This window comes from Streptosporangium sp. NPDC048886 (assembly GCF_055586905.1).
On record NZ_JBVJHH010000044.1, the window covers coordinates 41901 to 67609 of the forward strand.

Consider the following 25709-nt stretch of genomic DNA (forward strand, 5'->3'; position numbering starts at 1 on the left):
ATCCAGCGAAGACGGAGCAGCCCGTGTTGCAGATGGAGGTCGTGGGCGTTCGGGTTGAGATGCCCTCCAACCAGCCAATTGTTCTGCTGAAGGAGGCACATGGGGAGCGTTATCTGCCGATCTGGATCGGCATGACAGAGGCGACCGCGATCGCCATGGCTCAGGCCGAGGAGCCGCCGCCGCGGCCCCTGACCCATGACCTGTTCCGTGACGTTCTCGACGCGCTCGGCGTCCGGCTGAGCACGGTGAACATCGTCGCCCTCCGCGACGGGATCTTCTTCGCCGATCTCGTGTTCTCCAACGGGGTCGAGGTGAGTGCCCGCCCCTCGGACTCGATCGCCCTGGCACTCCGCACCGGCGCGCGCATCTTCGCCAGTGAGGACGTGGTCCGGGAGGCCGGGGTGATCATCCCCGACGACCAGGAGGACGAGGTGGAGAAGTTCAGGGAGTTCCTTGACACAATCACGCCCGAGGACTTCGGTCGCGCAGGGTAGGAATTTCGGTGCATTTACGCTTCACGACGCGCCGGGTGGGGTCGTTGACTGAGCTTGGCCCCAGTCCTACGGTGCAAGTGAAACCCACGGCTGTGCGTAAACCCCCAGATCAGGCCGCGGGATGAGAGAAAGCCGGAGGTCCGCGTGGCGGTCAGCAGCGGCGAGGGTAGAAACGCCGATCAGGATGACCCGGAACGGCGCCAGTCGGCACGTCAGCGCGCGGGTGAAGAGGGTCTGCTGTTCGACGGGCAGCCGGTGAGAACGCCCGCCGACATCGGATATCGAGGCCCCACCGCCTGCGCGGCGGCCGATATCACCTATCGGCAACTGGACTACTGGGCGCGCACCGGACTGGTCGAGCCCACCGTGCGGGCCGCCCACGGTTCCGGCTCCCAGCGCCTGTACGGCTTCCGCGACATCCTGGTGCTCAAGGTCGTCAAACGGCTGCTCGACACCGGCGTCTCCCTCCAGCAGATCCGCATCGCCGTACAGCACCTGCGTGACCGCGGCGTCAGCGACCTCGCCCAGATCACGCTGATGAGCGACGGGGTGAGCGTCTACGAGTGCACCTCGCCCGACGAGGTCATCGACCTGCTCCAGGGCGGGCAGGGAGTCTTCGGCATCGCCCTGGGCCGGGTGTGGCAGGAGGTCGAGGGTTCGCTGGCGGATCTCCCCGGTGAGCGGGCGGAGGCCGGCCAGGGCCCTTTAGGCGATCACCACGCAGATGAGCTGGCCCGTCGTCGCAGGGCCCGGCGCACGGGGTAAAGTTAGCTCTGCTGCTGACCCTGTGCGGGAGAGACCCCGACATGATCGGGGCGCCGAAGGAGCAACCTCCCCGGAATCTCTCAGGCACCCTGTACCGCACGGACGAGGCGACTCTGGAAAGCAGGTGCGTCCGCCAGGCGTATCTCACCGACGGTGAAAGCCTCCCCGCTGGGGAGGTGAAGCTCTCAGGTCGAGATGACAGAGGGGGAGATCCGGCATACGCCCGCGCCCAGCGCCGGTCTCCACCGCCTCGGGAGGCTTTCCATGACCGATCTGTCACCGCTCAGCGAGCTCACCCCTCCGCCGTTCGCCACCCGCCACATCGGGCCCGCGGACGCCGACCAGACCCGCATGCTCGAGGCGGTCGGATTCGCCTCCACCGCCGACCTGGTCGCGGTGGCCGTGCCCGAGGCGATCCGGGCCAAGGACCGGCTCCGCCTGCCACCGGCGGCGAGCGAGCCCGAGGCCATCGCCGAACTGCGCACCCTGGCCGGGCGCAACGCCGTGCTCACCTCGATGATCGGCCTGGGCTACCACGACACGATCACCCCGGCCGTCATCCGGCGCAACCTCCTGGAGAACCCGGGCTGGTACACCGCCTACACGCCCTACCAGCCGGAGATCTCCCAGGGCCGGCTGGAGGCCCTGATCAACTTCCAGACGGTCGTCTCCGACCTGACCGCGCTCGACGTCGCCGGGGCCTCCCTGCTGGATGAGGCCACCGCCGCCGCCGAGGCGATGACGCTGGCCCGCCGCGCCGGCCGCGCCGCGTCGAACGTGTTCGTCGTGGACGCCGACGCGCTGCCGCAGACCAAGGCCGTGCTGCGCACCAGGGCCGAGCCGCTCGGCATCGAGCTGGTCGACAGCGACTTCACCGGCGAGCTGCCCGAGTGCTTCGGCGTGCTCGTGCAGTATCCGGGCGCCAGCGGCCGGGTCAGGGACTTCCGCTCCATCGCCGAGGCCGCCCACGCGCGCGGCGCCCAGGTGGTCGCCGCCGCCGACCTGCTCGCCCTCACCCTGCTCACCGCGCCCGGCGAGTTCGGCGCCGACATCGCGATCGGCTCCTCGCAGCGCTTCGGCGTCCCGCTGGGCTTCGGCGGCCCGCACGCGGCCTACATGGCCGTCCGCGACGGCCTGCAGCGGCAGATGCCGGGCCGCCTGGTGGGCGTCTCCCAGGACGCCGACGGGCGCCCCGCCTACCGGCTCGCGCTGCAGACCCGCGAACAGCACATCCGCCGCGAGAAGGCGACCAGCAACATCTGCACCGCGCAGGTCCTGCTCGCGGTGATCGCGGGCATGTACGCCGTCTACCACGGCCCCGAGGGGCTGCGCCGGATCGGCCGGCGCATCCACCGGCACGCCGTCGTGCTCGCCGCGGGCCTGCGCCACGGCGGTGTCGAGGTCGTGCACGACGACTTCTTCGACACCGTGCTCGCCCGCGTGCCCGGCCGCGCCGCCCAGATCGTCGCCGCCGCCCGCGACAACGGGGTCAACCTGCGCCTGGTCGACGCCGACCACGTGGGCGTCACCTGCGACGAGAAGACCGAGCTCATCCACCTGGAGCAGGTCCTGGCCGCCTTCGAGGTCAGCGGCGCCGTCCTGACCGACCTCGACGCCGCCGCGCACGACGCGCTGCCCGCCGCGCTGGCGCGCACCGGCGACTACCTGACGCACCCGGTCTTCCACAGCCACCGCTCCGAGACGGCCATGCTGCGCTACCTGCGCAGGCTCCAGGACAAGGACATCGCGCTCGACCGGTCGATGATCCCGCTGGGCTCGTGCACCATGAAGCTCAACGCGACCACCGAGATGGAGCCGATCACCTGGCCGGAGTTCGCCGGGCTGCACCCCTACGCCCCGGAGGATCAGGTCGGGGGCTACCTGGAGCTGATCAAGGAGCTGGAGGGCTGGCTGGCCGAGGTCACCGGCTACGACGCGGTGTCGATCCAGCCCAACGCCGGCTCCCAGGGCGAGTTCGCCGGTCTGCTGGCCATCCGCGCCTACCACAAGGCGCGTGGCGAGTCCGGACGCGACGTCTGCCTGATCCCGTCCTCGGCGCACGGCACCAACGCCGCCAGCGCCGTCATGGCGGGCATGCGCGTCGCCGTGGTCGCCTGTGACGACAACGGCAACGTCGACCTCGCCGACCTCGAAGCCAAGATCGACAAGCACCGCGACCAGCTCGCCGCCATCATGGTGACCTACCCCTCCACGCACGGCGTCTACGAGGAGACCATCACCCAGGTGTGCGAGCGGGTCCACGAGGCCGGCGGCCAGGTCTACGTCGACGGCGCCAACCTCAACGCACTGGTCGGCCTGGCCAAGCCGGGTGAGTTCGGGGCCGACGTCTCCCACCTGAACCTGCACAAGACCTTCTGCATCCCGCACGGCGGCGGCGGTCCGGGCGTCGGGCCCGTCGCGGTCCGCGCGCACCTGGCCGACTACCTGCCCGGCCATCCGCTGCGCGACGGCTCGGCGGTCGGCCCGGTCTCGGCCGCGCCGTACGGCTCGGCGGGCATCCTGCCCATCTCCTGGGCCTACATCCGGATGATGGGCGCCGAGGGCCTCACGGCGGCCACCGAGCAGGCCATCCTGTCGGCCAACTACCTGGCGCGCAGGCTGGCCCCGCACTACCCGGTCCTCTACACCGGCCGCGGCGGCCTGGTCGCCCACGAGTGCATCGTCGACCTGCGCCAGATCACCAAGGAGACCGGCGTGACCGTGGACGATGTGGCCAAGCGCCTGGTCGACTACGGCTTCCACGCGCCGACCATGTCCTTCCCGGTGGCCGGCACGCTGATGATCGAGCCGACCGAGAGCGAGGACCTGGCCGAGCTCGACCGCTTCTGCGACGCGATGATCGCGATCCGGGGCGAGATCGAGAAGGTCGCCTCCGGGGCCTACGACAGGACCGACAACCCGCTGCGCAACGCCCCGCACACGGCCGACTGCCTGCTCACCGGCGAGTGGGACCACCCCTACACCCTGACCGAGGCGGCCTATCCGCTGCCGTCGGTGCGCGAGGGCAAATACTGGTCGCCGGTCCGCCGCATCGACCAGGCCTACGGCGACCGCAACCTGGTGTGCTCCTGCCCGCCGCTTGAGGCCTACGAGGACTGACCGATACTCCCGCGGCCCGCGCCCTCCCGGCGCGGGCCGTATTCGTCCCATATGTGGGGGACGGGTGTGGCCCCGAGTCGTTAGGCTCGGGGCATTCCTTTACCCGGGAGGACCCTACATGCCAGAGGTGGACACGCACCCCTTGGACACCGCGCGGAGACTGGCCGAGAGCGGCGACCTGGACGGCGCGGCAACGATCTTCACAGCGCTGGCCGCCGACCCCGCCGAGCCCGACCGGGCGCAGGCGGCGGTGGGGCTGGCGGTGGTGCTCCAGGAGCGCGGAGACGTGGCGGGCGCCCGGGCCGCGGCCCGCACCGCGCTGGTGACCGGGCATCCGGAGTTCGCCGCGCAGGCCGCCTGCCTGCTCGCCCGCAGCTTCGAGCGCGAGGACCTGCCCGACCAGGCCCGGGCCGCTTGGCAGGCCGCCCTCGGCGTCGGGAACCCCACCTACCTCCCGCTGGCGTACATGGCGCTGGCCAGGCTCGCGGAGGGGCGGCAGGAGGCCGAGGAGGCCCTGCGGGCCGCGCTGGAGACCGCCCACCCGGAGATCGCCTCCCACGCCGCCCAGGGGCTGGCCGAGCTGCTGATGGAGGAGGGGGAGGCGGGCGAGGCCGTCGAGGTGCTCCTGGAGGCGCTCTCGGTGGCCGAGGTGGCCGACGTGCCCAGGCTCCGGGTCCTGCTCGGCATCGTGCATCTGGAGCTGGCGTGCGCGGAGTTCGCCGGGGCGGTCGAGGAGGGCGGCGAGGCCGAGACCGGTGCGCTGGCCATCGAGCTGCTGGCCCGCACCCTCCCGCTGCGGGGCCGTGACGAGGACGCCGAACAGGTCTGGCGCTATGGCCTGGACAGCCCTGACGAGCGGCTCGCCGAGGACGTCCGCCTCAGGCTGAACCGCGGCGCCTGATCCCCCCGCCGATCTCTTGCCGGGCCGGCTCCGCCGGCCCGCCGGGCTCAGTCGCGGCCGCGCCAGCGGCTGATCGCGTGGGCGATGTTGATCACCACGATGCCGCCCCAGGCCAGCAGCAGGCCCGCGGTGCCCGCCTCGCCGGCGGCGATGGCGGTCAGCGGGATGCCGATGCCCATCGAGCCCAGCGCGATCGCGGTGGAGGAGCTTCCCTTCCGCTGCCGGGGCGGGTGCCCGGGGTGGGGCTCCGAGTAGCGGCCCGGGTGGGGGTGGCCTCCGGCGAGGTGCATCTCGGCCCGCACGCGGGCGGCGATGCTCGCGTCGAGACGCTCGACGAACGCCTCCACCAGCGCGCTCTCATACTCCGGACCGAGCTCCCGCCGGGCCTCGATGGTGGCGCGCATGTCCTGTCGGATATCTTGGTGATCCTGCACGTCCCGATTCTCCGCCCGCACGCGGCCGCTGGCATCAGCCGTTAGGACTAGATCTGTGTCCATCCGGAGCACGGCCCCTGCCATGGAGATCATGACCCCGCACGGCCCGGCCCTGGCGGAGCTGGACGAGGTCACCGACCCGCGTTTCCTGCTGGTGCTCACCCACGGCTCGGCCGGGGGAGTGGACGCTCCGGACCTGCTGGCCGTACGGGAGGCCGTGACGGGGATCGGCGGGACGGTGGCCCGCGTGCTCCAGCCGTTCCGGCTGCGGGGGGCCCGGGCCCCGGGCTCGGCGGTCAAGCAGGACGAGGCATGGGTGGCGCTGGTCGCCGGGCTCCGGGAGCGCTGTCCGGGGCTGCCGCTCGTCCAGGGAGGGCGGAGCAACGGGGCCCGGGTCGCCTGCCGTACGGCCCTGGAGGTCGGGGCCGAGGCGGTCGTCGCGCTGGCCTTCCCGCTCCATCCACCGGGCAGGCCGGAGCGCTCCCGCGCCGGGGAGCTGCGCGCGGCGGGCGTGGACGTGCTGGTGGTGAACGGAGATCGCGACCCGTTCGGCGTGCCCGAGGTGGCGGACGCCGCGCGCCTGGCGGTGCTGCCGGGGGAGGGTCACGATCTCAAGAAGGACCCCGCCCGCGTAGGCGAGATCGTCGCGGAGTGGCTCGGGGCGAGGATGCGGCCGCGCCCGGCGCGATGATCAGGCGACGCCGGCCAGGGGCCGGTGCGGCTCGATGACGGCACCGTCGGGCAGGAGCTCGCCGGTGTCCTCGAACAGCACCACACCGTTGCAGAGCAGGCTCCAACCCTGCTCGGGGTGGGCTGCCATCGTGCGGGCGGCTTCGCGGTCCAGCGCCTCGGCGGACGGGCAGGACGGCTGGTGCGGGCACATCGGCGTGCCTCCGGATCTCTCTTGTCGGCTCACCGGAATCCGCATCGGAGGCCGGCGGGCACCGTCCCGATGGGTTCCGTTCCCACCTGTGACGGGGGGAGGAGCATCTGGATTGACATATGGCCATGCGCGCCTCGGGCTGGGTGAGGCCCGCACATCAAGCAGATCAAACATACGGTCGGATCACACCCTCGAGCGTGCGATCTGACCGCACGCACAAGTGTGGGATCTGGTCGCACCCGGCGACATAGCCCGTTAGGACTGTTTGCGGACGTGAAAAGGGTGAGTCCTGAAGGGGATCTTCGGGGGTGTGACCTATAGCACAGCATGCCTCATAGCCGGATAACCGGCCAAGTGCGACACGCCGCCGGGCCGGTAAACGATCGGTTACGACTTTCTGACGCCACCTGACCTGGTCAGACCCGCCAGGAGCGCCTCCAGGCCCAGCTCGAAGTCGTCGTCGGCCGCCGGGCTGCCACCGCCCTGCGACGGCGGGCGCCACGGCTCGTCGTCATCGCCCGCCGGCTCGGCCCAGCCGGACTGCTGCACCTCCACCGCCACCGCGCCGAAGACGTAGGCCCGCATCGCCCGCACGGCCCGCGCCGCGTCGGGCAGCCCCGCGTCGGCGAGCTGGTCGGTCTGCTCCCGCACCGCGATCGCCGCGCGGCCCTTGGCCGGCTTGGTCAGCGCCAGCGCCAGCACCCCCGGATGCTCCCGCAGCGCGGCCCGGCTCGCTCGGCACCACGCCCTCGCGCTGTCCTGCCAGGTCTGGCCCGGCTCGGCGTGCACGGTGGTGACGTGTTCGGCGAGCGCGTCCATGAGGGCGTCCTTGCCCCGCGGCAGATGGTGGTAGATGGCCATCGCCTCGACCTGGAGCGCGTCGCCCAGTCGCCGCATCGTCAGCCGCCGCAGCCCCTGGCTGTCGGCGATGTGCAGGGCAGCCTCGATGATGCGCTCTCTGGAGAGCGGGATGGGCGGTCGCTTGGCAGGCATGGGGACATCCTGCCACTCCGAACCTTACTGCGTAAAGGCGGACGCGCCGGGCAGGGCGGCGCCTGAGTGTGTGGGGTGGGAGCGGACGGCGTAGGCTACGGGCTGTGATCTGCCGGGGAATGCCCGGCGATGGATGGGAGAGGGCAGACGATGGCGTTTTTCCGACCGAGCGTGAGCCGGGAGGCGGAGGTCCGTTACCACGCTGACCAGGAGGTCGGGAAGAGCTTCCCCGAGCTCCTGGAGAAGGCGCGCGCGGCGGAGGCCGAGCTCCGCCGGGTCCAGGCCGCCGCGGCCTCCCCCGAGGAGCTCCGGGCCGCGGGCCGGGCCTTCGACAAGGCCCTGACCGATGCGCTGCGCGCCGCCGAGGCCAACCAGCGGGCGACGTTCGGCGTGAAGTCCTACGAGGACCGGATCCGCCGCCGCAAGGGCAGGGCCACCCCGAAGGGCGCCGAGTGGACCGCCGAGGTCGACCGCCTGCGCACCCTCCGCGAGCAGAACCGCCTGACCGGCATCGCCCGCGTCCCGCGTCCGGTCACCGCCGCCGCGCGCTGACCGAGCCCTCTCGGGCGACTGTTTCTCCACGACACCCGCCGCGCGACCGCGCGGCGGGTGTCGTGTTTTTCCGGCGTGCCCGAGGCGGGCACGCGTGTGTCGCCGTTCCCGGCCGAGAAGACGCATTCGCCGTACGGGCGGCGCCACGACGCCGTGGCCCGCGACCTGCCGCTGTCCTGCAGGAGGCGGCCGGTGGGCGGATCCCGAACCGCAGATCCCGAACCGCAGATCCTGAACCGGGGAGTCGCCGAGGCCGGCTGTACGGCGAGCTCCGTCGCCGCCGCGACCGCCTACGCCGTGCCTGGCGAGCTCCGTCGCCGCGACCGCCTACGCCGTGCCCGGTGGGCTCCGTCGCCGCCGCGACCGCCCACGTCACGCAGGGCGAGGCCGTGATCCCGTTCTGCGCCTTCACTCCATGTTCGGCCGGCAGGGGCGAGGTCTCCGAGCAGTTAAGTGGACATGATGTCCGCTTGACGTTACGATGCTAAGCGGACATAACGTCCACTTATTGATGGAACGGAGAGCCATGAGCCACCTGCTGCACCTGGACGCCAGCGCCCGTCGCACGTCCTTCTCCCGCGAGCTGTCGGAGGCGTTCGCCGGGGCATGGCGCGCCGCCAATCCCGGGGGCGGATACACCTACCGGGACCTCGCGGCCGACCCCGTCCCGCACATCGGGCAGGCCTGGACGGAGATCTGCGACAACGTCATGGCCTACGGCATCACCGACATCGGCCGCTACCGGGAGGCGGTGCGGACCCCGGCCCAGGAAGAGGCCTGGGCGATCATCGAACCGCTCCTCGCCGAACTGGTGGCCGCCGACGTCGTGCTGATCGGCACGCCGATGTACAACTACGCGCTCCCCTCGGCGCTGAAGGCCTGGATCGACCAGGTGACCTTCCCCCGGATGAAGCTGACGGGCCGGAGGTTCGTCGTCACGGGCGCGCGGGGAGGGGCCTACGGCCCCGGCACGCCCCGGGAGCCCTTCGACCACGAGGAGCGTTACCTGCGTGACTTCTTCCTCGGACACTTCGCTGTCGAGGACGTCACGTTCGTCCACGCCGAGCTGACCAACTCGCTGGTCGACCCCCTGCTGGCCGGCGCGCGGGGCGAGCACGAGAAGTCCCTCGCCGCCGCGCGCAAGCTGGCCGTGGAGCTGGCCGCAGAGCCGGTCCGGCAATGAACTGGGTCATGCTCGTACTGGCGGGGCTGGTGGAGATCGCCTGGTCACAGAGCATCAAGCCGACCGAGGGGTTCACCCGGCCGATCCCCACGGTGATCTGCTTCGCGCTGGCCGCCGTCGCGGTCTGGCTGCTGTCGAAGTCCATGCAGACCCTCCCCGTCGGCACGGCCTACGCCGTGTTCACCGGCATCGGCGCCATCGGCGCCATCGGGCTGGGGGTCGCGCTGCACGGCGACCCGCTGAGCGCCGGGCGTCTGGCGGCGCTCGCGCTGATCGTCGGCGGGATCGTGCTGGCCCGGCTGGCCGGCTGACCGGCCTGTGGGGGATCCGCCGGCGGGCCGGTCGCACGGCCGGCGGCCGGCGCGGGAGCGGCTCCCGCCGGAGCCGTCTGGGGCTCGCCGGGCCCGGCCGGGGCCGGACATGGCGAGGCGCCGCCGCGGACGGTCGCGGCGGCGCCTGAGGCGGTCAGCTGGCCCAGTCGAGCAGCGGACGGGTGTTGCTGGGGTGGCGCAGCTTGGAGAGGGACTCCTTCTCCAGCTGGCGGATGCGCTCGCGGGTCAGGCCGAGGTGCTTGCCGATCTCGTCGAGGGTGTGGGGCTTGCCGTCGACGAGGCCGAAACGCAGGGCCATTATCTTCGCCTCCCGGGGGGAGAGGTTGCCGAGCACGCCGCGCAGCTGCTCGCCGAGCAGCTGGCGGTCCACCACCTCGGAGGCCTCGGGCGAGTCGACGTCCTCGATGAGGTCGCCGATGGTGGTCTCGCCGTCCTCGCCGATGGTGGCGTTGAGGCTGATCGGCTGGCGGCTGGTGCGCAGCAGCTCCTCGATCTGGTCGGGAGTCTTGTCCAGCTCGACCGCCAGCTCCTCGGGCGTGGGCTCGCGGCCGAGACGCTGGTGCATGTCACGCTCGACGCGCGACAGCTTGGACAGCATCTCCAGCACGTGGACCGGCAGCCGGATGGTGCGGGCGGAGTCGGCGAAACCGCGCTGGATGGCCTGCCGGATCCACCACATGGCGTAGGTGGAGAACTTGTAGCCCTTGGTGTAGTCGAACTTCTCCACCGCGCGGATCAGGCCGAGGTTGCCCTCCTGGACCACGTCGAGCAGGGCCATGCCGCGGTCGGTGTATTTCTTCGCCACCGAGACGACCAGCCGGAGGTTGGCCTCCAGCATGTGGTCCTTGGCGCGGCGGCCGTCCTCGGCCACCCACTCCAGGTCGTCGCGCATGGCGGCGGACAGACCCGGCTCGGCCTCCAGCTTGGACTCGGCGTACAGGCCCGCCTCGATCCGCTTGGCGAGCTCGACCTCCTGGGCGGCGGTCAGCAGCGTGCGGCGGCCGATCGACTTGAGGTAGGTGTGCACCGAGTCGCCCATGACCGAGGACTGGTCGTCCAGGTCCAGGGTCGGCTCGGCCTCCAGCTCGGCCTCCTCGGCGGCGGCCCACTCGTCCTCGTCGATCTCGGAGTCGACGTTCTTGACGTCCTTGGCGGCGGGCTCGGTCCGGGCGACGACCGCCTTCTTGTCCTGGACGGGCCTGTCGGGCGTGGCCTTCGCCTTGCGGGCGGCGGTCTTACGGGTGGCGGTCTTGGCGGCCGACTTCTTGGCGGAGGCCGCGAGCGTGGGCTCGTTCTCGGCGGCCAGGCTGACGCCCGCCTCGGTGAGCTCCCGCAGGATCGACCTGCCTTCGGTCGGGCTGATCCCTGCCTCGGCGAAGGCGTGACGCAGCTCCGCGAGTGAAAGGTGACCCTGGACTCGCCCTCGGTCAAGGAGCTGTTCGAGGGTCGTCGGGGCCTCAGGTGAGGACGCCACGGCGGTTTGGGGCATGAGGACACCTCCTCCATCACGGAGTCTTCTGCTTACAGGTTGTGGGGTGGGACGGCGAGGGAGCCGCTCTGCGCACCAGTACCAATAACCCCAGCCAAGAACTTTCTGTTCCCGACTTGACGGGGAAAATATGATGGGTGGATCGCCATTACCGCGATCCACCCCGTCTGAGCGGCTGGTATGGCCTATTCGGTGACGTTCACAGGTCCTTCGACCGCGGGCATGGGTAACGGTTGGGCGTCTTCCAGCCGCTGCTCGGTCCAGTAGCGCGTGACCTTCTCCGGGTCGGGGTTGACATCCCTGGAGACCACGTAGCCCTCCGCGGGCGGGACCGTCTCCCGGGAGGCCGCCGGGTCCGGTGTGGCAGGGGTGGCCGGCGCGCCCTCAGAGGCGGGCTGGTTGCCCTCCAGTGCGGGCACGGGGTCGCCGTTCTTGCTGATCCTGCCCGTCGCGGCGGCCGCCGCGACGGATATGCCGCCGGCGAGGACCACGCTGACGATGCCGGCGGACACCCACGTCTTGCGGGTTATGTTCATCGGGCTCGTCCTTCCTGCTTCGGCTGTCTGTTTGACGTGCGGAGCCGTCCCTATGGTTCCCGTCGAAGACCATAACGGAGGGTCGCGAGGTCTGGCTTGCCATTGGGCAAAAGTGGTATTTCGGGCAGGACGATCAGCTCGGCGGGGGCGGCGTAGGCGGGCAGCCGCTCCTTGGCGAAGGCGCGGAGCTCGGCCAGCGACGGGGGAGCGGCCGAGACGACGACGGCGACCACCCGCTCGCCCCATTCGGGGTCGGGGCGGCCGACCACGGCGGCGTCGGCGACCGCCGGATGCTCGGCCACGACGGCGGCCACGGCCGCCGCGACGACCTTCTCGCCGCCGGTGTTGATGACGTCGTCGGCCCGGCCCAGGACGCGCAGCCGCCCGCCGGTCAGGGTGCCGAGGTCGGAGGTGAGGAACCAGTCGCCGTCCCGGGCGGCGGCGGTGAGGTCGGGGCGGAGCCGGTAGCCGGAGAACAGCACGGGGCCGGCGAGACGGATCCGGCCGTCGTCGCCGATCTTCAGATCCACGTCCTGCAGGGGCTCGCCGTCGTAGACGCACCCGCCGCAGGTCTCGCTCATGCCGTAGGTGGTGACCACCCGGGCGCCGGCGGCGCGGGCCGCCGCGAGCAGGTCCGCGGGTGCGGCGGCGCCGCCGAGCAGGATCGTCCTGAAGACCGACAGGTCCGCCGGCAGCAGCCGGCGCAGCTGGGTCGGCACCAGGGAGACGTGGTCGGCGCCGCTGGCGAGGACCGCCTCGGGGGAGAAGCCGTCGTGCACGACGGGCACGGTCTCGCTCAGCAGCGACCTGACCAGCACCTGCAGGCCCGACACGTGGGAGGGCGGCAGGCAGCAGAGCCAGCGCTCGCCGGGCCGGGCGCCCAGCCGGCGCAGCGAGGCCGAGGCGGAGGCGCGCAGGGCCGCGGCCGACAGCTGGACCCCCTTGGGGACGCCGGTCGTGCCGCTGGTGGCGATGACCACGGCCACCTCGGAGGGGACCCCCACGCCGTGCGCGTGCCGTACGCCGTTGACGTGGGTGGGGCGCAGCGCCTCCAGCGTGGCCCGCAGCGCCGGGGCGGGCAGGGCGGGCGACAGGGGCAGCACGGCGGGGCCCCGGCCGTCGAGCGCCGCGTCGACGGCCTGGAACAGCTCGGGCCCGGGTGGCAGCACGACGGCGTGCAGCTCCCGTTGCGGTCGAGGCTGCTCCGGGTGCACGGAACCGGTCATCACAGTCGTAAGGTTAGTGCCGACAAGCCGGACAACAGCCGAGGGGCACCTCGGCACAGCGGAAGGGGCCAGACGATCGTGAGCACGGAGCGAGCCGAACCGGGCACGGGCGAGCAAGTGACGGGCGAGGCGGGTCCCGTGCCGGCGAGCGTCCAGGTGCGCGCCGCCGACTGGGAGCGGTCGGGCGAGTACGAGGACATCGTCTACGAGACCGCCGAGGGCATCGCCAAGATCACGATCAACCGGCCGGAGCGGCACAACGCCTTCCGCCCGACGACGCTCTTCGAGCTCAGACACGCCTTCAACGTCGCCCAGGAGGACCCCGGGGTCGGCGTGATCATCTTCACCGGCGCGGGGGACAGGGCCTTCTGCTCCGGCGGCGACCAGAAGATCCGCGGCGACGACGGCTACGTCGACAAGTCCACCCCGCACGTGGGCCGGCTCAACGTGCTCGACCTGCAGGTGCAGATCCGCCGCTGCCCCAAGCCGGTCATCGCGATGATCGCGGGCTACGCCATCGGCGGCGGCCACGTGCTGCACGTCTGCTGCGACCTGTCCATCGCCGCCGAGAACGCGGTCTTCGGCCAGACCGGTCCCAAGGTCGGCTCCTTCGACGGAGGCTACGGCTCCTGGCTGCTGGCCGAGACCGTCGGCCTGAAGCGGGCCCGCGAGATCTGGTACCTGTGCCGCCAGTACGACGCGCAGACCGCCCTGAACTGGGGCCTGGTCAACGCGGTCGTCCCCCTGGAGCGGCTGGAGGAGGAGACGGTCGCCTGGGCCCGGGAGATGCTGGAGAAGTCGCCGCTGGCGCTGCGCATGCTCAAGGGCGCGCTGAACGCGGTGACCGACGGGGCCGCCGGCATGCAGCAGTTCGCCGGTGACGCCACCCTGCTCTACTACATGAGCGAGGAGGCGCAGGAGGGTCGCGACGCCTTCAAGGAGAAGCGCGCCCCCGACTTCGGCAAGTTCCCGCGCCGGCCGTGACGAGCCGGCCGCGATGAGGCAGAGGGGCGCCGGCCCCCGGGCGCCCCGCCCCCCGGCGGGCGGGGCACCCCCGGCAGGGTGTGAGAGACAGCCACCTTCCGGGGTGCGACGGCTAGAGGAGGCAGTGCGGTGAATCCCGCCACCGCGCTCGCGACGGTGCTGGTCGACGAGCTCGTGCGCTGCGGTCTCACGGACGTGGTGCTCGCACCCGGCTCCCGCTCGGCCCCGCTGGCCCTGGCCGTGCACGCCGACAGCCGGGTCCGGCTGCACGTGCGCATCGACGAGCGCTCGGCCTCCTTCCTCGCGCTGGGCCTGGCCCGGCGCGGCGCGCGCCCGGTCGCGCTGATCTGCACCTCCGGCACCGCCGCGGCGAACTTCCACCCGGCGGTCATCGAGGCGCACGAGTCGGGGGTGCCGCTGCTGCTGCTGACCGCCGACCGGCCGCCCGAGCTGCGCGACACCGGCGCCAGCCAGACCATCGACCAGATCAAGCTGTACGGCACCGCGGTCCGCTGGTTCAGCGAGGTCGGCGTGCCGGAGGAGCGGCCCGGCCAGGTCGCCTACTGGCGGTCGCTGGCCTGCCGCGCCTACCAGCGCTCGATGGGCCCGTCCGACCCCGGCCCGGTCCACCTGAACCTGGCCTTCCGCGAGCCGCTCATCCCCGACGGCGACGCCTCCTGGTGCGAGTCCCTGGAGGGCGACGCCAACGGGCCCTGGATCCGGGCCCGGGTGGCGCCCCCCGCGGTGGCGCTGCACCTGCCGCCGACCAGGCGGGGCGTGCTGGTCGTCGGCGACGGCGCCGCCAACGTGCGCAGATACGTCGCGGCGGCGGGCATGGCGGGCTGGCCGGTGCTGTCGGAGCCCAACGGCGGCGCCCGCTACGGCGACCACGCCATGTCGGCCTACCACTTCCTGCTCGGCACCCCGGAGTTCGCCGACCGGCACCGGCCCGAGGTGGTGGTCACCCTGGGCCGCCCCGGGCTGTCCCGGCCGCTGCTCAACTGGCTCAGGCACGCCGACGAGCACATCGTGGTCGCCCCCGACCTGACCCGCTGGCCCGACCCGACCCGCTCGGCCACCCAGGTGGCCCAGGCGGTGGAGATCCCGGTCGCCGCCGGCGACGACGCCTGGCTGCACTCCTGGCGCCGTGCCGACGGCGCGGCCAGGGCCGCGATCGACGAGGTGCTGGACGGCGCCGGGCTCAGCGAGCCGCGCCTGGCCCGCGACCTGGCGGACCTGTTGCCCAACGGGTCGCTGCTGCTGTCGGCCTCCTCCATGCCGATCCGCGACCTGGACCAGGCGATGCGCCCCCGCCGGGGCCTGCGGATCCTGGCCAACCGGGGCGCCGCCGGGATCGACGGCGTGGTGTCCACCGCCGTGGGCGCGGCCCTGGCGCACAACGGCCCCGCCTACGCGCTGATGGGCGACCTGACCTTCCTGCACGACCAGAACGGGTTGATCCTCGGCCCCCGCGAGCCCCGCCCCGACCTGTGCCTGGTGGTGGTGAACAACGACGGCGGCGGCATCTTCTCGCTGCTGCCCCAGGCCGCGCTGCGCGACCCGTTCGAGCGGGTCTTCGGCACCGGGCACGGGGTGGACCTGGCTCACGTGGCCGCCGCCACCGGCACCCCGTACACCTACGTCGGCGAGCCCGAGCAGCTGTCCAAGGCGCTGCGCGGGGAGGGCCTGCGGATGGTCGAGGTCCGCACCGACCGGGAGTCCAACGCCGTCCTGCACGCCATGATGCGCGACGCGGCCCACGCCGCGATCCGCCAGGTCGGGTGAGGCCGCGGCGGAGGGTGGACGCCCCCGCGGCGGGCCCCGCCCGGGAGCCTGACGACGGGGCGGGAGCGGCCCGGCCGACGGAATAAGGTGTCCGTCATGCATGTCGACGAATGGCTCCAGGCGATCCCCCCTGTGTGGATCTGCGCCCTGGTCGGACTGGTGATCGGGCTGGAGAGCTTGGGCATCCCGCTGCCCGGGGAGATCGTCCTGGTCAGCTCCGCGCTGCTGGCGGCACAGGGCGTGGTCAGCCCGGTCTGGGTCGGCGTCTGCGCCACCGTCGGGGCCGTCGTCGGCGACTCCGTCGGCTACGCCATCGGCCGCAGGGGCGGCAAGCCCATGTTCGACCGGCTGGGCCGCAGGTTCCCCAAGCACTTCGGCCCCTCCCACATCGCCAAGGCCGAGCGCTACTTCGAGCGCTACGGCATGTGGACGGTCTTCTTCGGCCGGTTCATCGCGCTGCTGCGCATCCTGGCCGGTCCGCTCGCCGGGGCCCTGCGCATGCCGTACTGGAAGTTCCTGACCGCCAACGTGCTCGGCGGGATCGCCTGGGCGGGCGGGACCACCGCGGTCGTCTACTACCTGGGCAGGGTCGCCGAGCAGTGGCTCAAGGGCTTCTCCTGGGCGGGGCTGGGCCTGGCGGTGCTGTTCGGCGTCGCGACCACGCTGTTCGTCAAGCGCCGGGCGGCCAAGATGGTTGCCGAGGAGGCCGAGGAGCCCGCCGGCACGGCGTGACTACCAGACCTGGGGATGTGCGGTCCGCAGTGACGCGGTCACGGTGAGGAGGTAAGACTCATCGTGAAGGGAAGCGCCATGCGACCTGAGCCCACGTCGATCGCCTACGAACCGGTGGCCTCCTACAACACCTACGAAGAGGCCCAGAGGGCCGTCGACTACCTTTCCGACCAGAAGTTCCCGGTCGAGCACGCCAAGATCGTCGGAACGGACCTCCGGCTCGTCGAGAAAGTGCTCGGCCGGCTGACCTATCTGCGCGCCGCCGGCATGGGCGCGGCCTCGGGTGCCTGGATCGGCCTGCTGATCGGCCTGTTTCTCGCGATCTTCACTCCCGGGCGGTTCCCCTTCCTCCTGGTGCTGTGGGCACTGGTCTGGGGCGCCATCGCCGGAGCGATCTTCGGCCTGATCGGTCACGCGCTGACCGGCGGCAAACGGGATTTCCTGTCCTCCAGCGCGATAGTCGCCAACCGCTACCAGGTGCTGGTCACGGTCGACCGCGCGGCCGAGGCGCGCAGGCTCCTGGAGGTCGGCACCCCGCAGGTCGCGCAGGCCCCGCAGACCCCGCAGGCCCCGCAGTTCTAGACGCGCGGGTCCCGGCTGCGCGCTCCGGCGGCGGGAGAGCGCCTCCAGACGATGGAGGCGCGGGCCGGGGCCGCCCGCCTCTCCGGCCCGGCGGGCCGCCCGCCGTCCCGGCCGGCCCACGGCTCACGGGGGCGGGATCACCAGCTCTGAAGATGTGGCCGGCCCGCCGCAGGACGAGTGCCGGCTGTAGTGCCCACACTGGAGGTCAGCATGGCAAGAGCGGTCGGGATCGACCTTGGCACCACCAACTCGGTGATCGCCACGATGGAGGGCAACCAGCCCACGGTGATCCCCAACGCCGAGGGTTCCCGGACGACGCCGTCGGTCGTGGCCTTCACCGAGCAGGGCGAGCGCCTGGTCGGGCAGTTGGCCCGCAGGCAGGCGATCCTCAACCCCAAGGGAACGATCTACTCGGCCAAGCGCTTCATCGGGCGCCGTTTCGACGAGGTCACCAGCGAGATGAACGCCGTGTCGTTCGACGTGGTGCCCGGACCGGACGGGGCGGTGCGCTTCAAGGTCCACGACAAGCTCTACGCGCCGGAGGAGATCGCCGCCCAGGTGCTGCGCAAGCTCGTCGACGACGCCTCGAAGTTCCTGGGGGAGAAGGTCACCGAGGCGGTCATCACCGTGCCCGCCTACTTCAACGACTCCCAGCGCCAGGCGACCAAGGACGCCGGGAGGATCGCGGGCCTGGAGGTGCTGCGGATCGTCAACGAGCCCACCGCGGCCGCCCTGGCCTACGGTCTGGACCGCAAGGAGAACGAGACCGTGCTCGTCTTCGACCTGGGCGGCGGGACGTTCGACGTCAGCATCCTCACCATCGGCGAGGGCGTCGTCGAGGTACGGTCGACCTCGGGCGACACCCATCTGGGCGGCGACGACTTCGACCGGCGCATCGTCGACCACCTCGCCGACGAGTTCCAGCGCGACACCGGCATCGACCTGCGCAACGACCCCCAGGCGCTGCAGCGGCTGTTCGAGGCGGCGGAGAAGGCCAAGGTCGAGCTGTCGGCGGTCACCCAGACGCAGATCAGCCTGCCCTTCATCACCGCGGACGCCTCCGGCCCCAAGCACCTGAACACCACGCTGCGGCGGGCGACGTTCGAGGAGATCACGGCCGACCTCCTGGAACGTTGCAAGGGGCCGGTCGAGCAGGCGATAGCCGACGCCAGGCTCACCTCCAACGACATCGACGAGGTGATCCTGGTGGGCGGCTCGACCAGGATGCCCGCCGTGCAGAACCTGGTGCGCCGCATGACCGGCGGCAAGGACCCGAACATGACGGTCAACCCCGACGAGGTCGTGGCGCTGGGCGCCGCGGTCCAGTCGGCCGTCATCAAGGGTGAGATGCAGGACGTCGTCCTGCTCGACGTGACGCCGCTCTCGCTGGGCATCGAGACGCTCGGCGGGATCATGACCAAGGTCATTGACCGCAACACGACGATCCCGGCCCGCCGTACCGAGGTGTTCAGCACCGCCGAGGACAACCAGAGCGCCGTCGACGTCGTGGTCCTTCAGGGGGAGCGCGAGCGCGCCGCCGACAACCGGGTCCTCGGCCGGTTCCGGCTGGAGAACATCAGGCCCGCGCCGCGCGGCGAGCCCCAGATCGAGGTGACCTACGACGTCGACGCGAACGGGATCGTGAACGTCTCGGCCCGGGACAAGGACACCAACGCCGAACAGCGGATCACCATCAGCGAGAGCTCCAACCTCGACCAGCGCGAGGTCGAGCGCATGGTCGCCGACGCCGAGCAGCACCGGGACGAGGACGCGCGGCTGCGGCAGGTGGTCGACGCGCGCAACGAGCTCGACAGCGCCGCCTACCAGGTGGAGCGGCGGCTGAAGGAGCTGGGGGAGGCGGTGCCCGTCCACGAGAAGGCGCGTGCCGAGATGCTCGTCAACGACGCCCGTGAGGCGGTCAAGCAGCAGGAGACCCCGCTCGACCGGCTCCGGGCCCTGACCTCGGAGCTGCAGCAGGTCTACCAGAGCCTCGCCGTCGCCTCCGCCGGGCAGCCGGCGGGCAGCGCCCAGGGGGCTCCGGGAGCCCAGGGCCCGCAGGGCGGCCAGGGGGCGGGCGGGGACGACGACGTGATCGACGCGGAGTTCACGACCGATGAGTGACGCGCCTGGACGGGAAGACGTCCCCCGGGAGGGCGCCGAGGGCGCCGCCCCGGACGTGGCGGAGCTCCAGGCCCGCGCCGCCGGGCTCCAGCGGCAGAACGAGGAGCTGGAGGACAGGTGGCGGCGCGCCCTGGCCGACCTCGATAATCTGCGCAAGCGGGTCATCCGGGACACCGAGCGGGTGCGGGCTGAGGAGCGGGCGCGGGCGGCCGCCGAGTGGCTGCCCGTGCTGGACAACCTGGAACGCGCGCTGGAGCACGCCGGGAGCGATCCGGCCGCCATCGTCGAGGGGCTGCAGGCGATCGGGGACCAGGCGCTGGACGTGCTCGCCCGCCTGGGCTTCCCACGCCGGGACGACGCCGGGACGGTGTTCGACCCGGCGCGGCACGAGGCAGTGGCCACGCTCGCGCAGGAGGACGTGCCCGAGGGGACGGTCCTGCACGTGGTACGGCCGGCCTACGGAGACGGTGAGCAGCAGCTGCGGCCCGCACTGGTCGTGGTGGCCAAGGGGGAATGATGGCCGCCGCGCCCCGCGACTTCTACGAGATCCTCGGGGTGCCGAGAGGCGCCGGCCAGGAGGAGATCCAGAGCGCCTACCGCAAACTCGCGCGGGCCTACCACCCCGACATCAACAAGGACCCGGGCGCCGAAGACCGCTTCAAGGAGATCTCGGAGGCATACAGCGTCCTGTCCGACCCTGGGACGCGCCGCCGCTACGACGCGTTCGGAGCGGACTTCCGCCAGGTGCCCGAGGACGTGGACCCGGAGACCTGGGCCCGTGCCAGAGCCGGGCGGGGCAGGCGGGCCGGGTCCGGGGCCAGGGCGGGAACCGGGGCCGGAGCCGGTCCGGGTGGAGCGGCGGGCTTCGGGGAGGGCGTCGACTTCGAGGATCTCCTGGAGGGGCTGTTCGGCGGCCGGGCCGGCCGGGCGGGCCGGGGCTGGGGGCCGATCCCCGGCGCCGACCAGGAGGCCGAGATCGAGCTGACCGTGGAGGAGGCGTACCGGGGCGGACGCCGCTCGATCACCGTGGGCGGCCGACGGATCGAGGTCAACATGCCGGCGGGGGTGACCGACGGGCAGCGTATCCGCCTGGCGGGACAGGGGGGCCGGGGCAGCGACGGGGCCGCCGCCGGAGACCTCTACCTGATCGTCAGGATCGCGCCGCACCGCCGCTACCGGGTCGAGGGGCGCGACATCCACCTCCACCTCCCGGTCAGCTCGTGGGAGGCGGCGCTCGGCGCGTCCGTCGCCGTCGACACCCCGGGCGGCGAGGCCAAGGTCAAGGTGCCCGCCGGGACCTCCAGCGGCCGGAGGCTGCGGCTGCGCGGCCGGGGGATGCCGAACCCGAGAGGAACACCGGGCGATCTGTTCGCCGAGGTGCGGATCATGGTCCCGCCCACCCTGTCGGAGCAGGAGCGGAGGCTGTTCGAGCAGCTCGCCGCGGCCTCGGAGTTCGATCCCAGGAGAGGGCGATGACCCGCCCGCCGGCGAGGTCTCGGCGGCCGGCTCCGGAGGCGGTGCCGGCCCGGCCGTCGGCGAGGTCCCGGCGGCCCGTTCCGTGGAGGCGGCGATGAGTTACGCACTGACCCGGCCCCGGCGCCTGGACCTGGAGGCGTTCGCCTGGGCCACCGGGACCCACCCGGACCTGGTGCGCCGTCTCGTCACCCTCGGCGTGCTCGACGCGCAGCGCGACGCGGCCGGGGACCTGTGGTTCCCGCTGTCCCAGGTGTACGCCATGGCCCGGATCCAGCGCCTGCGCGCCGCTTTCGCGCTCAACTACGCCGCGCTCGGCCTCGTGGTGGACCTGCTCGACCGGATCGCGGAACTGGAGGCGGCCCAGCGCAGCCGTCCCCGCACTACAGGCACTACAGGAGGACCGCAGTGGACGTGAACGAGCTGACACAGAAGTCGCAGGAGGCGCTGCACGACGCGCAGACCAAGGCGCTCCGTTTCGGACACACCGACGTCGACGGGGAGCACCTGCTGCTGGCGCTGCTGGATCAGCCCGACGGCCTGATACCTCGTCTGCTCCTCAAGTCCGACGTCGACGTGGAGCGGCTCGTCGCCGACCTGGAGGCCGAGCTGAGGCGCCGCCCCCGGGTCGGCGGCCCCGGGGTCGATCCCGGCCAGGTCCGGGTGACCCGGCGCCTGTCACGCCTGCTGGAGGCGGCCAAGCGGGAGGCCGACCGGCTCAAGGACGAGTACGTCTCGGTGGAACACCTGCTCGTCGCCCTGCTGGAGGAGGGCAGCGAGAGCTCCGCCGGACGGCTGCTCCACCAGCAGGGGCTGAGCAGGGACGCCTTCCTCCAGGCGCTCACCGCGGTCCGCGGCCACCAGCGGGTCACCTCGGCGATGCCCGAGGTCGCCTATGAGGCGCTGGCGAAGTACGGCCGGGACCTGGTCGCCGACGCCGCCGCCGGCAAGCTCGACCCGGTCGTCGGGCGCGACAGCGAGATCCGCCGCGTCATCCAGATCCTGTCGCGCAAGACCAAGAACAACCCGGTCCTGGTCGGCGACCCCGGAGTCGGCAAGACCGCCATCGTCGAGGGCCTCGCCCAGCGGATCAACAACGGTGACGTGCCCGAGGGGCTGAGGGACAAGACGGTCTTCAGCCTCGACATGGGCGCCCTCGTGGCCGGCGCGAAGTACCGGGGCGAGTTCGAGGAGCGTCTCAAGGCGGTGCTCACCGAGGTCGTGGCCGCCGAGGGGCGGATCCTGCTGTTCGTCGACGAGCTGCACACGGTCGTGGGCGCGGGCGCGGCCGAGGGCGCCATGGACGCGGGCAACATGCTCAAGCCCATGCTGGCCCGCGGCGAGCTGCACATGATCGGGGCCACGACCCTGGAGGAGTACCGCAGGCACATCGAGAAGGACGCCGCCCTGGAGCGCCGCTTCCAGCCCGTGATGGTCGACGAGCCCTCGGTCGAGGACGCCATCTCGATCCTGCGCGGCCTGCGTGAGCGGCTGGAGGTCTTCCACGGGGTGACGATCCAGGACGGGGCGCTGGTGGCCGCCGTCGTGCTGAGCCACCGCTACATCTCCGACCGCTTCCTGCCGGACAAGGCCATCGACCTGGTGGACGAGGCCTGCGCGATGCTCCGCACCGAGATCGACTCGATGCCCGCCGAGCTCGACGAGCTCACCCGCAGGGTGATGCGGCTGGAGATCGAGGAGGCCGCGCTGGCCAAGGAGGAGGACCAGGCGAGCAAGGCCCGCCTGGAGGAGCTGCGCAAGGAGCTCGCCGACCTGCGGGCCGAGGCCGACGCCATGCGGGCGCAGTGGGAGGCCGAGCGGCAGGTGTTGCGCAGCGTCCAGAGCCTGCGCGAGGAGATAGAACGCGTGCGCACCGAGGCCGAGCGCGCCGAGCGCGACTACGACCTCAACCGCGCCGCCGAGCTGCGGCACGGCAGGCTGCCCGAGCTCGAACGGCGCCTGCAGTCCGAGGAGGAGCGCCTGCGCGACAAGCAGGGCGCCGGGCGGCTGCTGCGTGAGGTCGTGACCGAGGACGAGATCGCGATGATCGTCTCCAGGTGGACGGGCATCCCGGTGAGCCGCCTGCAGGAGGGGGAGCGGGAGAAGCTCCTGCACCTGGACGAGATCCTGCACGAGCGGGTGATCGGCCAGGACGAGGCGGTGCGGCTGGTGGCCGACGCCGTCATCAGGGCCCGCTCCGGCATCAAGGACCCGCGCCGCCCGATCGGGTCGTTCATCTTCCTGGGACCGACGGGTGTGGGCAAGACCGAGCTGGCCAAGGCACTCGCGGCGGCGTTGTTCGACACCGAGGACAACATGATCCGCATCGACATGAGCGAGTACCAGGAGCGTCACACGGTCAGCCGTCTGGTCGGCGCCCCTCCCGGCTACGTCGGGTACGACGAGGGCGGCCAGCTCACCGAGGCGGTACGGCGCAAGCCGTACTCGGTGGTGCTCTTCGACGAGGTGGAGAAGGCCCATCCCGACGTCTTCAACACGCTGCTGCAGGTCCTGGACGACGGGCGGCTCACCGACGCGCAGGGCAGGACCGTCGACTTCCGCAACACCGTGCTGATCATGACCTCCAACATCGGCTCGATCTACCTGCTCGAAGGCGTCACGCCGAGCGGGGAGATCAAGCACGACGTGCAGGAGCAGGTCATGGCGGAGCTGCGCTCGCACTTCCGCCCCGAGTTCCTCAACCGCGTCGACGACATCGTGATCTTCAAGCCGCTCACGCCGCAGGAGATCGAGCACATCGTCGAGCTGATGTTCGGTGAGCTGCGGGCGCGGCTCGACGAGCGGGGGATAGGGCTGGAGGTCTCCGAAGACGCGCGCAGGTACATCGCCGAGCGGGGATACGACCCGGTGTACGGCGCGCGCCCGCTGCGCCGCTTCATCGCCAGGGAGGTCGAGACCCGCATCGGCCGTGCGCTGCTCACCGGTGACGTGCACGACGGCGCCGTGGTCCGGGTCGGACTGGCCGAAGGCGAGCTCGTCGTCACCTACGAGTGAGGAGAAGCGGGCATGTCATCAAATATCGTGCAATGTAAGAACTGCGGGCAGAAGAACAGGGTCCCCGCGGCCGCGCCGAGCGCTCCGCGCTGCGGCAGGTGCCACCGGCCACTGCCGTGGCTGGCCGAGGCCGGCGACGACGACTTCGCCGAGGTGGCCGAGGGCTCGCCGGTCCCGGTGATCGTGGACTTCTGGGCGGCGTGGTGCGGGCCCTGCCGGATGGTCAGCCCGGCGCTCGACCGGGTCGCCGAGGACCTTGCGGGCACGGTGAAACTCGTCAAAGTCGACGTGGACCGCTCGCCCAAGCTCGCCGAGCGCTTCACCGTCCGCAACATCCCCTACCTGATGGTGATGAGCGGCGGGCGGGTCGTGGCCGAGCGGGCGGGCGCCGCTCCGGCCGCCGAGCTGCGCACCTGGGTGGACGGGGCGATCGCGACGGCGGGACGGGAGGGCGACTGAGATGGACGCCTTCGCCGAGACCCCCGACCACCACGGGGCCTTCCCCCGGCTGAGCGACGAGCAGACCGCGAGGCTGGCACCCCACGGGGTCCGGCGGCCCACCCGGCCAGGCGACGTCCTGTTCCGCGAGGGCGAGGACTGCCCAAACCTCTTCGTCGTCCTGGCGGGCAAGGCGGCCGTCATCCAGGACGAACGGGTGGTGCGGGTCCACGGGCCGGGCCGCTTCCTCGGCGAGCTCGGGCTGCTTGTCGGCCAGAAGGCGTTCACGACGTCGGTCGTCTGCGAGGCGGGCGAGATCCTGGCGGTCCCCACCCGGCGCCTGCTCCAGATCGTCGCCCACGATCCGGAGCTGGGGAACCTGATCCTGCGGGCCTTCCTGATCCGCCGCTCGCTGCTCATCAGCAGCGGGGCGGGCCTGAGGATCATCGGCTCCCGCTACTCGCCGGACACCCGGCGGCTGCGGGAGTTCGCCGCCCGCAACCGGCTGCCGCACCGGTGGATCGACCTGGAGGAGGACGAGGAGGCCGAGGCGCTGGTGCGCAATCTCGGCATAGCGCCGGACGAGACGCCCGTGGTGATCCTGGGCGGGACGCAGGTCCTGCGCAATCCCGGCAACGCCGAGCTGGCCCGCGAGATCGGCCTGCCGGTGCCGTCGGCGCCGAAGGACGTCTTCGACCTCGTCGTCGTGGGAGCGGGTCCCGCGGGCCTGGCCGCCGCGGTGTACGGAGCGTCGGAGGGACTGCGCACGGTGGTGCTCGACGCGGTCGCCACCGGCGGCCAGGCGGGCACCTCGTCGTGCATCGAGAACTATCTCGGCTTCCCCACGGGGATCTCCGGCGGCGAACTCGCCGAGCGCGCCGTCATCCAGGCCAAGAAGTTCGGCGCGCACCTCGGCGTGCCCGCCGAGGCCACCTCGCTCAAGCGGCGGGACGGGCACTACACCGTGGGGCTGCGCGACGAGCCGCCGGTCGAGGGCCGCACGATCGTCATCGCCACCGGAGCGCGCTACCGCAAGCTCGGGGTGCCACGGCTGGAGGACTTCGAGGGCAACGGCGTCTACTACGCCGCGACCCTGGCCGAGGTCGCGTTCTGCCGGGGGGAGCCGGTCGTGGTCGTGGGCGGAGGCAACTCGGCGGGGCAGGCGACGATCTTCCTGGCCGGGCACGCCGGCTCGGTCCGCCTGCTCGTCCGCGCGGACGACCTCGCCCAGGACATGTCGCGCTATCTCATCGACCGGATCGAGAACAATCCCAAGGTGGAGGTGATGCTCCGCACCGAGGTGCGCGAGCTGGCCGGTCCCCACGTCCTGGAGGCCGTCGTCGCCGAGGACACCCGCACCGGGGAGCGGCTGCGCATCGACACCCGGGCCATGTTCGTGTTCATCGGGGCCGACCCCTGCACGACCTGGCTCGCCCCCGAGATTGCCCTCGACGACAGGGGATACGTCCTCACCGGCTTCGACGACGGCCTGCCCCTGGAGACCAGCCTGCCGGGCGTCTTCGCGGTGGGCGACGTCAGGAGCCGCTCGGTCAAGCGGGTGGCCTCGGCGGTGGGCGAGGGCTCCATGGCGGTCCGGCTGGTGCACGAGCACTTCGCCCGGCAGGAGGCGCCCGCGGTCCGGGCGGGCGTCGAGGCGTCCCGATGATCCGG

Annotated in this window: 25 protein-coding genes and 1 riboswitch; of the genes, 19 read left to right on the forward strand and 6 right to left on the reverse strand. The window is 72.1% G+C overall.

Annotated features, from left to right (window positions below; translation table 11 throughout):
• The first annotated feature begins 23 nt into the window (after window positions 1–23).
• From ACZ6R6_RS39370 to ACZ6R6_RS39385, 4 genes are all read left to right on the forward strand, one after another.
• Entirely contained in the window at window positions 24–494 is a 471-nt protein-coding gene (locus ACZ6R6_RS39370; protein WP_086012361.1) for a bifunctional nuclease family protein, read from the forward strand.
• Window positions 495–638: 144 nt separating this feature from the next.
• The gene (locus ACZ6R6_RS39375; RefSeq protein ID WP_470102033.1) at window positions 639–1259 is read left to right on the forward strand and encodes a MerR family transcriptional regulator; all 621 of its coding nucleotides are present in this window, start codon (window positions 639–641) and stop codon (window positions 1257–1259) included.
• 15 nt (window positions 1260–1274) lie between these two features.
• Window positions 1275–1366, forward strand: a riboswitch (glycine riboswitch).
• 157 nt (window positions 1367–1523) lie between these two features.
• Entirely contained in the window at window positions 1524–4379 is a 2856-nt protein-coding gene (gcvP, locus tag ACZ6R6_RS39380; RefSeq protein WP_470102034.1) for an aminomethyl-transferring glycine dehydrogenase, read from the forward strand.
• Window positions 4380–4497: 118 nt separating this feature from the next.
• Entirely contained in the window at window positions 4498–5280 is a 783-nt protein-coding gene (locus tag ACZ6R6_RS39385) for a tetratricopeptide repeat protein (RefSeq protein ID WP_470102035.1), read from the forward strand.
• A gap of 47 nt (window positions 5281–5327) precedes the next feature.
• On the opposite strand, the gene ACZ6R6_RS39390 is transcribed toward ACZ6R6_RS39385, so the two are convergent.
• Entirely contained in the window at window positions 5328–5684 is a 357-nt protein-coding gene (locus tag ACZ6R6_RS39390) for a hypothetical protein (protein ID WP_470102036.1), read from the reverse strand.
• A gap of 112 nt (window positions 5685–5796) precedes the next feature.
• Between ACZ6R6_RS39390 and ACZ6R6_RS39395 the strand changes: the two genes are divergently transcribed.
• Window positions 5797–6405 (forward strand): alpha/beta hydrolase family protein, encoded by a 609-nt coding sequence (locus ACZ6R6_RS39395; RefSeq protein WP_470102064.1) that lies wholly within the window; start codon window positions 5797–5799, stop codon window positions 6403–6405.
• On the opposite strand, the gene ACZ6R6_RS39400 is transcribed toward ACZ6R6_RS39395, so the two are convergent.
• On the reverse strand, window positions 6406–6597 hold the full coding sequence (locus ACZ6R6_RS39400; protein ID WP_012890661.1) for a DUF5999 family protein: 192 nt from the start codon (window positions 6595–6597) through the stop codon (window positions 6406–6408).
• A 387-nt stretch (window positions 6598–6984) separates the two neighbouring features.
• Window positions 6985–7590: a TetR/AcrR family transcriptional regulator C-terminal domain-containing protein gene (locus ACZ6R6_RS39405; RefSeq protein ID WP_470102037.1), complete on the reverse strand. Its 606-nt coding sequence runs from the start codon at window positions 7588–7590 to the stop codon at window positions 6985–6987.
• A 150-nt stretch (window positions 7591–7740) separates the two neighbouring features.
• Between ACZ6R6_RS39405 and ACZ6R6_RS39410 the strand changes: the two genes are divergently transcribed.
• The 3 genes from ACZ6R6_RS39410 (at window position 7741) to ACZ6R6_RS39420 (ending at window position 9636) form a co-directional block, all read left to right on the forward strand.
• A complete protein-coding gene (locus tag ACZ6R6_RS39410) occupies window positions 7741–8142 on the forward strand; it encodes a hypothetical protein (protein WP_470102038.1) in 402 nt (133 codons plus the stop codon).
• A gap of 526 nt (window positions 8143–8668) precedes the next feature.
• Window positions 8669–9325 carry an FMN-dependent NADH-azoreductase gene (locus ACZ6R6_RS39415; RefSeq protein WP_470102039.1) on the forward strand — a complete coding sequence of 219 codons (657 nt, stop codon included), beginning with the start codon at window positions 8669–8671 and terminating at the stop codon, window positions 9323–9325.
• Between the two features lie 8 nt (window positions 9326–9333).
• Window positions 9334–9636, forward strand: coding sequence for a DMT family transporter (locus tag ACZ6R6_RS39420; RefSeq protein WP_470102040.1), 303 nt, complete (start codon window positions 9334–9336; stop codon window positions 9634–9636).
• A 154-nt stretch (window positions 9637–9790) separates the two neighbouring features.
• On the opposite strand, the gene ACZ6R6_RS39425 is transcribed toward ACZ6R6_RS39420, so the two are convergent.
• The 3 genes from ACZ6R6_RS39425 to ACZ6R6_RS39435 form a co-directional block, all read right to left on the reverse strand.
• Window positions 9791–11146: an RNA polymerase sigma factor gene (locus ACZ6R6_RS39425; protein ID WP_470102041.1), complete on the reverse strand. Its 1356-nt coding sequence runs from the start codon at window positions 11144–11146 to the stop codon at window positions 9791–9793.
• 185 nt (window positions 11147–11331) lie between these two features.
• Window positions 11332–11682 (reverse strand): hypothetical protein, encoded by a 351-nt coding sequence (locus ACZ6R6_RS39430; protein ID WP_470102042.1) that lies wholly within the window; start codon window positions 11680–11682, stop codon window positions 11332–11334.
• A 50-nt stretch (window positions 11683–11732) separates the two neighbouring features.
• Window positions 11733–12908, reverse strand: coding sequence for an AMP-binding protein (locus ACZ6R6_RS39435; RefSeq protein ID WP_470102065.1), 1176 nt, complete (start codon window positions 12906–12908; stop codon window positions 11733–11735).
• A gap of 156 nt (window positions 12909–13064) precedes the next feature.
• Here ACZ6R6_RS39435 and menB point away from each other — a divergent pair, with 156 nt between their 5' ends.
• From menB to ACZ6R6_RS39490, 11 genes are all read left to right on the forward strand, one after another.
• Complete coding sequence (gene menB, locus ACZ6R6_RS39440; protein WP_306875891.1) at window positions 13065–13892, forward strand: 1,4-dihydroxy-2-naphthoyl-CoA synthase; 828 nt, start codon at window positions 13065–13067, stop codon at window positions 13890–13892.
• A gap of 129 nt (window positions 13893–14021) precedes the next feature.
• Complete coding sequence (gene menD / locus ACZ6R6_RS39445) at window positions 14022–15677, forward strand: 2-succinyl-5-enolpyruvyl-6-hydroxy-3-cyclohexene-1-carboxylic-acid synthase (RefSeq protein WP_470102043.1); 1656 nt, start codon at window positions 14022–14024, stop codon at window positions 15675–15677.
• 96 nt (window positions 15678–15773) lie between these two features.
• The gene (locus ACZ6R6_RS39450) at window positions 15774–16409 is read left to right on the forward strand and encodes a DedA family protein (RefSeq protein WP_470102044.1); all 636 of its coding nucleotides are present in this window, start codon (window positions 15774–15776) and stop codon (window positions 16407–16409) included.
• 78 nt (window positions 16410–16487) lie between these two features.
• Complete coding sequence (locus tag ACZ6R6_RS39455) at window positions 16488–16991, forward strand: YflT domain-containing protein (protein ID WP_470102045.1); 504 nt, start codon at window positions 16488–16490, stop codon at window positions 16989–16991.
• A 210-nt stretch (window positions 16992–17201) separates the two neighbouring features.
• Window positions 17202–19112, forward strand: coding sequence for a molecular chaperone DnaK (gene dnaK / locus ACZ6R6_RS39460; protein WP_470102046.1), 1911 nt, complete (start codon window positions 17202–17204; stop codon window positions 19110–19112).
• Window positions 19105–19629 carry a nucleotide exchange factor GrpE gene (locus ACZ6R6_RS39465; protein ID WP_470102047.1) on the forward strand — a complete coding sequence of 175 codons (525 nt, stop codon included), beginning with the start codon at window positions 19105–19107 and terminating at the stop codon, window positions 19627–19629. The genes dnaK and ACZ6R6_RS39465 overlap by 8 nt, the downstream gene beginning before the upstream one ends.
• Entirely contained in the window at window positions 19626–20588 is a 963-nt protein-coding gene (locus ACZ6R6_RS39470; protein WP_470102048.1) for a DnaJ C-terminal domain-containing protein, read from the forward strand. The genes ACZ6R6_RS39465 and ACZ6R6_RS39470 overlap by 4 nt, the downstream gene beginning before the upstream one ends.
• 94 nt (window positions 20589–20682) lie before the next feature.
• Window positions 20683–21003 (forward strand): chaperone modulator CbpM, encoded by a 321-nt coding sequence (locus tag ACZ6R6_RS39475; RefSeq protein ID WP_470102049.1) that lies wholly within the window; start codon window positions 20683–20685, stop codon window positions 21001–21003.
• A complete protein-coding gene (gene clpB / locus ACZ6R6_RS39480; RefSeq protein WP_470102050.1) occupies window positions 20994–23600 on the forward strand; it encodes an ATP-dependent chaperone ClpB in 2607 nt (868 codons plus the stop codon). The genes ACZ6R6_RS39475 and clpB overlap by 10 nt, the downstream gene beginning before the upstream one ends.
• 12 nt (window positions 23601–23612) lie before the next feature.
• On the forward strand, window positions 23613–24059 hold the full coding sequence (trxA, locus tag ACZ6R6_RS39485) for a thioredoxin (RefSeq protein WP_470102051.1): 447 nt from the start codon (window positions 23613–23615) through the stop codon (window positions 24057–24059).
• 1 nt (window position 24060) lies between these two features.
• Window positions 24061–25704 (forward strand): FAD-dependent oxidoreductase, encoded by a 1644-nt coding sequence (locus tag ACZ6R6_RS39490; protein ID WP_470102052.1) that lies wholly within the window; start codon window positions 24061–24063, stop codon window positions 25702–25704.
• Window positions 25705–25709 lie beyond the last annotated feature (5 nt).

Bases quoted from the DNA above. Each gene is read 5' to 3' on its own strand.
- ACZ6R6_RS39415 (WP_470102039.1), top strand. From the start codon at position 8,669: ATGAGCCACCTGCTGCACCTGGACGCCAGCGCCCGTCGCACGTCCTTC.
- ACZ6R6_RS39385 (WP_470102035.1), top strand. From the start codon at position 4,498: ATGCCAGAGGTGGACACGCACCCCTTGGACACCGCGCGGAGACTGGCC.
- ACZ6R6_RS39410 (WP_470102038.1), top strand. From the start codon at position 7,741: ATGGCGTTTTTCCGACCGAGCGTGAGCCGGGAGGCGGAGGTCCGTTAC.
- ACZ6R6_RS39425 (WP_470102041.1), bottom strand. From the start codon at position 11,146: ATGCCCCAAACCGCCGTGGCGTCCTCACCTGAGGCCCCGACGACCCTC.
- ACZ6R6_RS39400 (WP_012890661.1), bottom strand. From the start codon at position 6,597: ATGTGCCCGCACCAGCCGTCCTGCCCGTCCGCCGAGGCGCTGGACCGC.
- ACZ6R6_RS39455 (WP_470102045.1), top strand. From the start codon at position 16,488: ATGCGACCTGAGCCCACGTCGATCGCCTACGAACCGGTGGCCTCCTAC.
- ACZ6R6_RS39435 (WP_470102065.1), bottom strand. From the start codon at position 12,908: ATGACCGGTTCCGTGCACCCGGAGCAGCCTCGACCGCAACGGGAGCTG.
- ACZ6R6_RS39395 (WP_470102064.1), top strand. From the start codon at position 5,797: ATGGAGATCATGACCCCGCACGGCCCGGCCCTGGCGGAGCTGGACGAG.
- ACZ6R6_RS39475 (WP_470102049.1), top strand. From the start codon at position 20,683: ATGAGTTACGCACTGACCCGGCCCCGGCGCCTGGACCTGGAGGCGTTC.
- ACZ6R6_RS39470 (WP_470102048.1), top strand. From the start codon at position 19,626: ATGATGGCCGCCGCGCCCCGCGACTTCTACGAGATCCTCGGGGTGCCG.
- ACZ6R6_RS39405 (WP_470102037.1), bottom strand. From the start codon at position 7,590: ATGCCTGCCAAGCGACCGCCCATCCCGCTCTCCAGAGAGCGCATCATC.
- ACZ6R6_RS39430 (WP_470102042.1), bottom strand. From the start codon at position 11,682: ATGAACATAACCCGCAAGACGTGGGTGTCCGCCGGCATCGTCAGCGTG.
- ACZ6R6_RS39450 (WP_470102044.1), top strand. From the start codon at position 15,774: ATGCATGTCGACGAATGGCTCCAGGCGATCCCCCCTGTGTGGATCTGC.
- ACZ6R6_RS39420 (WP_470102040.1), top strand. From the start codon at position 9,334: ATGCTCGTACTGGCGGGGCTGGTGGAGATCGCCTGGTCACAGAGCATC.
- gcvP (WP_470102034.1), top strand. From the start codon at position 1,524: ATGACCGATCTGTCACCGCTCAGCGAGCTCACCCCTCCGCCGTTCGCC.
- ACZ6R6_RS39465 (WP_470102047.1), top strand. From the start codon at position 19,105: ATGAGTGACGCGCCTGGACGGGAAGACGTCCCCCGGGAGGGCGCCGAG.
- trxA (WP_470102051.1), top strand. From the start codon at position 23,613: ATGTCATCAAATATCGTGCAATGTAAGAACTGCGGGCAGAAGAACAGG.
- ACZ6R6_RS39390 (WP_470102036.1), bottom strand. From the start codon at position 5,684: ATGCGCGCCACCATCGAGGCCCGGCGGGAGCTCGGTCCGGAGTATGAG.
- dnaK (WP_470102046.1), top strand. From the start codon at position 17,202: ATGGCAAGAGCGGTCGGGATCGACCTTGGCACCACCAACTCGGTGATC.
- ACZ6R6_RS39490 (WP_470102052.1), top strand. From the start codon at position 24,061: ATGGACGCCTTCGCCGAGACCCCCGACCACCACGGGGCCTTCCCCCGG.